A 5733-nucleotide genomic window follows, 5' to 3' on the forward strand; every position below is an offset into this window, starting at 1 on the left:
AAAAACGTGCCGTAAAACACAGCACGTTAAGATAGACATGAAAAGGGATGTTCCGAAAATAATCTGCCGTATAGTTGCGGTAGGTGAGAACTATAATTCGACGCGGGACAAGATGTAACATCTTTTTATTTTGAGTATAATATAAATTGAACACGACACACAGTTGTCGTGTTACAGATGGTATAATGAATCAGGAAGTGAAAGTGATATGAAAATAGATAGGCTTATTGGTATTCTCTCTATTCTTTTACAGGAAGAGAAAATAACTGCTCCGGAATTGGCAGAAAGATTTGAGGTTTCAAGAAGAACAATAAACAGAGATATTGAAGATTTATGCAAAGCGGGTATTCCAATTTTGACATCACAGGGCTCAGGCGGTGGTATTAGCATAATGGATGGCTATAAGATGGATCGGACGATTCTGACATCTAGGGATATGCAGATGATTATGGCAGGTCTTCGAAGTCTTGACAGTGTAAGCGGCAGCCATTATTATGGGCAGCTTATGGAAAAACTCAAGGCTGGATCATCTAATTTTGTCAGTGGAAATGAGTCTATTCTTATCGACCTGTCATCATGGAATAAAGATTCTCTGTTACCAAAGATTGAATTGATTCAGGATGCTATCGAGCTTGGGAAGACACTAAAGTTTAAGTATTATGCTCCGGGCGGTAATACGGAGAGGGAAATTGAACCATATTTTCTAATTTTCAAATGGTCAAGCTGGTATATTTATGGATATTGTCTGATAAGGAACGACTATCGAATGTTCAAACTGAATCGGATTGCAGAACTGGTGCATGCCAGAAATTTTGAAAAAAGAAGTGCAGTTCCAATGCCAGACTTATCAAATGAGAAGGTGTTTCCGCCACAGGCAAAAGTAAAAGCAGTTTTTCATCCGTCAATGAAATGGCATCTTATTGAAGAATATAGTATAGAGTCATTTGCAGAGATGCCGGATGGAAATCTTCTATTTGAACATGATTATGCGGATGATGAGGGGCTGTTGTCCTGGATACTTTCATGCAGGGACATGGTCACTGTTCTTGAACCAGAATCTATAAGGGAGAAACTGTTTCGTATCGCTTTTGAACTCGCAGAAAAATACAGGAAAGAAGGATAAAAATGACAACGGTATATGTTTATGTAATGAATACAATGGCTGATTGGGAAATTGGCTACTGTCTTGCGGAACTTCATTCAAAAAGGTTTTTCAGGAAGGACGCCAGAGAGATTTCGGTGAAAACAGTATCTCTTTCAAAGGAGCCGGTGAAATCCATGGGAGGTCTTACGATTGTTCCGGACCTGACGATAAAGGATGTCCAAGCAAATAAAGGTAATGTGCTGATTCTTCCCGGATCAGACAGATGGAGTGAATCTGAAAACTCCCCGATTCTTGGGATTGCTAAGCAATTCCTGGAAGCCGGAGGACTGGTTGCTGCAATATGTGGAGCTACCGTAGCACTGGCAAATATCGGGATTTTGGATGATAAGAAGCACACGAGCAACGGAGCAGGTTTCTTAAATATGTTTTGCCCGGAGTATAAGGGAACAGACCATTATATTGATAAGCCGGCTGTCAGAGACGGAAATTTGATAACAGCTGCAGCTACAGGCGCACTTGATATGACAAGATTGATTTTGGAATACCTGGATTTATTTGTGGCAGATACATTGGAACACTGGTATGCGTATTTCAGTACAGGCAACGCAGATGAATTTCTTGCTATGATGCAGAGTCTGCAGAAATAAGGGGGACTAAGGTAATGAAGAAATGGTATGATGAAGAATATAGATTTTCAATAGAGGTAACAGGTTTTCTGCGAGGCGACCATACAGAACACCTATGCAGGAACGGTGAAGAAATAGGTGATAAATACACCTGTACCTACGGGTGTCCCGTGAATGAGCAGGGCTATGGAATATGTTCTAAAATGATGCAGATCCTTTACGGTGATATGCAGGCTGTTAGAAGTGGCGGAGATTTAACACTTGTTGGAGGAATTGAAGCAAATGTGAAGGACTATGTTTGTCCGGACGGATGTGTATGCTTTCGAATGACAGTCGAAAAGACAGGCGCAGAGAATTTTTACAAAGGTAAATATTATCAGGAGTAGAGAGAAAATGGCATCAAAGAAAGAATATCTTGATTTTGTTCTGGACCAACTATCTGGATTAGAAGGAATTTCATATCGAGCGATGATGGGTGAATATCTGCTTTATTATAACGACAAATTATTTGGTGGAATCTATGATGACAGGTTTCTGGTGAAGGTAACGGCATCAAGCTTGGAACATCTTCCGGATGTACCTCAGGAAATACCGTATGATGGAGCTAAGCCAATGCTCTTAGTAACCGAAATAGAGAATAAGAATTATCTGAGAGAACTAATTCTGGCTATGTATGAAGATCTTTCAGAGACAAAGAAAAAGAGTAAGAAGAAAGGATAAAATAATGGCATTTGATTTCAAGAAAGAATTTAAAGAATTTTACATGCCAAAGAACAAGCCGGAAATAGTGACTGTTCCGAAGGCAAATTACATCGCTGTAAGAGGAAAGGGTAATCCGAACGAAGAAGGTGGCGAGTACAAGCAGGCGGTAGGCATATTATATGCGATAGCATATACTTTGAAGATGAGCTATAAGTCAGATTATAAGATAGAAGGATTTTTCGAGTATGTAGTACCGCCGCTGGAAGGTTTTTGGTGGCAAGACGGAGTGGATGGCTGTGATTACAGTATAAAAGCTGAGTTTCATTGGATATCAGTCATCAGACTTCCGGATTTTGTGACAAAGAAGGATTTTGATTGGGCGGTGGGAACTGCATCTGCGAAGAAAAAAATGGACTGTTCCAGAGCCGAATTCCTTACAGTTGATGAGGGTTTGTGTGTTCAGATTATGCATCACGGACCTTTTGATGATGAGCCTGCAACTGTTGCAATTATGGATAAATATCTGGAATATCATGGATACCGCAATGACTTTAGCAATGACAGGTTTCACCATGAGATATATATGTCTGATGCAAGAAAGGTTGCTCCTGAGAAGTGGAAGACTGTAATCAGGCATCCAATATGTAAATTGTAAGGTAATGATAAAGGTATGAATGAAATTATTTTGAAATTAAAAGATAAGGACGATAAAGCGGCATATGAGTATTCAAAAATACTTAGAGCCGAGTCAGCTGAATCAGACAAGTATCTTCATATGATCCCTAAATTTGCAGGTATGCTTGACGATAAGAGTTCCTTTGTAAGAACCAGGGCATTCTTGTTGATTTGCAATCAGGCGAGATGGGCGAAGGATGGTCAATTAGCAGAGTTTTTCGATCGAATGAGCGCCTTACTTTATGACTCGAAGCCTACTGTTGTAAGACAGTGCCTTCAAGCATTGCATGAGGTAGCATTGTACAGGTCTGAGATGTCTGACATGATTATTGATGCTGTTGATAAGATAGATGTTTCGAAATATAAGGACAGTATGTCATCGCTTATTGAAAAAGATATCAAAGAACTGATGAGAGTATTGGGCTAATATAGTGGTGTGAGATTATGCCTGCGGGTGTTGGGAGAAAGCCTGATGCCGCTGTACTAAGCAAATGTGGAAATCATTCTAAATTGAATATAGACACTTGAAGAATGTTGAGGGAGGGAATGTTAAATGGAATATATCCGGGTTACAAAAGAAAATTTGGAGAAAGAGCACATCTGCTGCGCAATCTCAAATAATAAGGATGTACAGGTTTTATCGAAAAAATCATGGCTTTTGGAACGATTTGATGAAGGTTTGGTTTTCTTGAAAAGTGAAGAGCGAGGGAAGTGTTTTATCGAGTATATTCCTGCAGAGTATGCATGGAATCCAATAGATGCAGAGGGATATATGTATATTGATTGTTTGTGGGTTGCGGGTTCTTTCAAGGGACATGGATACGCAGGCGAACTGCTGAATTATTGTATTGAAGATAGTAAACAGAAAGGAAAGAAAGGACTTTGCATTTTATCGTGTGCGAAAAAGAAACCATTTCTTTCAGATCCTAAGTTCTTGAAATATAAAGGATTTGACCCCTGTGATGAAGCAGACAATGGAGTACAGCTCTGGTATCTGCCATTTGAAAAAGAAGCAGAGCCACCAAAGTTTATGGAAAATGCCAAGCATCCGCATATCGATGAAAAAGGGTATGTTCTTTTCTACACCTATCAGTGTCCTTATAATGCAAAATATGTCCCTGTTTTAGAGAATCTTGCAAAAGAGAAAGATATCAAATTTAGGGCAGTTCATATAAAGAGCAGAGAAGAAGCTCAGAATGCACCAACACCGATTACAACATATGCATTGTTCTGTGATGGTAAGTATGTTACAAATGAACAGATGAATGATAAGAGATTTTTAAAACTAATATCAAAATAATAGAACTGAACTCTATACTGAGAATGGTATGGGGTTCTTTTTAAAAAAAGGTTGAAGTATAAATTACACTTTGTACTATATATATAGGGCGCCCGACGAGAAAAGAAAATGGAGGTTCTGACATGAACGATATGAAAATCTTTTCCATCGGAAAGATAGAAAACAATGAGAGAATGGTATGTATTAATCTTGACGAAAAGTATGTGAAAGGACTCAGAGGATTAGATGGCTACAGTCATGTGCAGGTTCTTTGGTGGGCTGATGCCTGTGACAATGAATCTAACAGAAATATTTTGGTTGAAGAAAAACCATATAAGAATGGTCCTGATAAGATTGGAGTATTTGCTCTACATTCACCGGAAAGACCTAATCCAATAGCGGTTTCAAACGTAAATATTGCTTATGTGGATATAGAGCATGGAGTTGTTGGACTATATTATATTGATGCTTTTGACGGAACAAAGGTGATTGATCTCAAGCCTTATGTTCCAAGTGTTGATAGAATTGAAAATCCAAGTGTTCCTGATTGGTGCAAACATTGGCCTAAGTCATATGAAGAAAGTGGCAGATTTGATTGGGAATCGGAATTTAATTTCTAGGAGGTGATCGATATGGCTCTTGCCGACTATATAAATAGTAAGCCGACTATAGAAACGGATAGACTGATTATTAGACCGATGATAGCTGCAGATGTTCCTGCACTCAAAGAATGGATGCCAGATAAATCGATCTATACCTATTGGGGAAAGGGGCCAAGTAAAGCGGAAAAAAATCCAGAGCTGTTGTTTGAGAAAGAAGATAAGCCGACAAAGAGCTTTCATCTTGGAATTGCTCAAAAGGATTCTAACAAGGTTATTGGTGATATCTGGGTTTATCTAATCGAGAATGACAGAATGGCTTTCATTGCAATCCGATTATCAAAAGAATGGCATGGAAAAGGATATGGAACGGAAAGCTTATCTGCTATGACAAGATTCTGTTTTGAAAACACAGAACTTCAGAGAATCTGGACGGAAGTTGATGTGAGAAATGTAGCTTCTTGCCGAATATTAGAGAAGGCGGGATATACGAGGGAAGGATTAATCAGGCAGGGAAAGATGGTTAATACCTGGTGCGATTATTATATTTATGGCATCCTTGATTCTGATTTTTCTTAATATGGATATTACGGTGCGGCGGAGCCGCCAGTCCGGTGTGGCCGGAATATTCAGAAAAGAGCCTGTGAAAAAAAGTCTGTAAATAGCATATGGAAATATATGCGATAAGGGTCTTCTATGATAAAATCTAATTCATAGGAGGCCCTTTATTATGGCAAACAGAAAAAA

9 protein-coding genes are annotated in these 5733 nt (G+C 38.9%); all 9 read left to right on the forward strand.

Translation table 11 applies throughout. The features are described 5' to 3' along the window. Window positions 1-208: 208 nt before the first annotated feature. Window positions 209-1123: a helix-turn-helix transcriptional regulator gene (locus tag ACTNEW_RS16050; RefSeq protein WP_441062786.1), complete on the forward strand. Its 915-nt coding sequence runs from the start codon at window positions 209-211 to the stop codon at window positions 1121-1123. 2 nt (window positions 1124-1125) lie between these two features. Continuing rightward, complete coding sequence (locus ACTNEW_RS16055; protein WP_441062788.1) at window positions 1126-1752, forward strand: type 1 glutamine amidotransferase family protein; 627 nt, start codon at window positions 1126-1128, stop codon at window positions 1750-1752. A 14-nt stretch (window positions 1753-1766) separates the two neighbouring features. After that, window positions 1767-2117 (forward strand): TIGR04076 family protein, encoded by a 351-nt coding sequence (locus ACTNEW_RS16060; protein WP_235415436.1) that lies wholly within the window; start codon window positions 1767-1769, stop codon window positions 2115-2117. A 7-nt stretch (window positions 2118-2124) separates the two neighbouring features. After that, entirely contained in the window at window positions 2125-2451 is a 327-nt protein-coding gene (locus tag ACTNEW_RS16065) for a TfoX/Sxy family protein (RefSeq protein ID WP_441062790.1), read from the forward strand. A gap of 4 nt (window positions 2452-2455) precedes the next feature. Beyond that, window positions 2456-3088: a GyrI-like domain-containing protein gene (locus ACTNEW_RS16070; RefSeq protein ID WP_441062798.1), complete on the forward strand. Its 633-nt coding sequence runs from the start codon at window positions 2456-2458 to the stop codon at window positions 3086-3088. A gap of 15 nt (window positions 3089-3103) precedes the next feature. Next, window positions 3104-3535 carry a hypothetical protein gene (locus tag ACTNEW_RS16075; RefSeq protein ID WP_441062791.1) on the forward strand — a complete coding sequence of 144 codons (432 nt, stop codon included), beginning with the start codon at window positions 3104-3106 and terminating at the stop codon, window positions 3533-3535. Between the two features lie 126 nt (window positions 3536-3661). Continuing rightward, window positions 3662-4408, forward strand: a complete 747-nt coding sequence (locus tag ACTNEW_RS16080) for a GNAT family N-acetyltransferase (RefSeq protein WP_441062793.1) — start codon at window positions 3662-3664, stop codon at window positions 4406-4408. 122 nt (window positions 4409-4530) lie between these two features. Further along, complete coding sequence (locus ACTNEW_RS16085; protein ID WP_441062794.1) at window positions 4531-5007, forward strand: TrmO family methyltransferase domain-containing protein; 477 nt, start codon at window positions 4531-4533, stop codon at window positions 5005-5007. 12 nt (window positions 5008-5019) lie between these two features. Beyond that, on the forward strand, window positions 5020-5565 hold the full coding sequence (locus ACTNEW_RS16090) for a GNAT family N-acetyltransferase (RefSeq protein WP_441062796.1): 546 nt from the start codon (window positions 5020-5022) through the stop codon (window positions 5563-5565). Window positions 5566-5733 lie beyond the last annotated feature (168 nt).

Source organism: Blautia sp. HCP3S3_G3, from assembly GCF_052063365.1.
Taxonomy (GTDB): domain Bacteria; phylum Bacillota; class Clostridia; order Lachnospirales; family Lachnospiraceae; genus Blautia_A.